This window comes from Vibrio sp. 10N.222.49.C9, assembly GCF_041474985.1.
In the GTDB taxonomy this organism is placed as follows: domain Bacteria; phylum Pseudomonadota; class Gammaproteobacteria; order Enterobacterales; family Vibrionaceae; genus Vibrio; species Vibrio crassostreae_C.
In genome coordinates this window covers 1-469 of the sequence record NZ_JBFRVD010001108.1, presented here as the reverse complement: position 1 = coordinate 469, position 469 = coordinate 1, and the positions used below count along the sequence as shown (strand labels likewise).

Below are 469 nucleotides of genomic sequence, written 5' to 3'. Positions count from 1 at the left end.
AAACAGGGCCGAAGTAAAGGAAGCAACACGGGGCTCTTTGCGCGCTTTCAAACCCTATCAGACTTCTATGGCATGTTCTTTGGTAAAGACGTACAAGTGAAGCCTGTGTTAGACAAGCAAATCGAACAGTTAATGGACGATATGGAAGGACTAGGTTGGAGCGGGACCAACGACTATGACCTGACTGAATCTGCGAAAAGCCAGGTATTTACTGACGGTGAAAGCTCGTTTGTACTGTGCGCCGATCAATGTGAATCCTGCTTTGATGGTGGCGAAGAGCTCGTGCGTCCAATGAGCTTTTATGTTCGCGGCAACCACGCGCAATTCATCCAGCAAGCACTGCGCTGCGGCATGATTCTTCACAAGCAGACAGATTATAAATCTAAGGTTAAATACCACGGTGAGTATTTGATCTACCCAAGCAACCAAGGCCCAATTCTTGCTGAAATCCCTCTTGGGTTTTCACTGG

Annotated in this window: 1 protein-coding gene; it reads left to right on the top strand. The window is 47.5% G+C overall.

Features of this window, described 5'->3' with window-relative positions; genetic code table 11:
• Positions 1-469, top strand: a 469-nt coding sequence (locus tag AB4585_RS27115) for a DUF2913 family protein (protein ID WP_372171838.1), incomplete at both ends; no start/stop codon positions are given.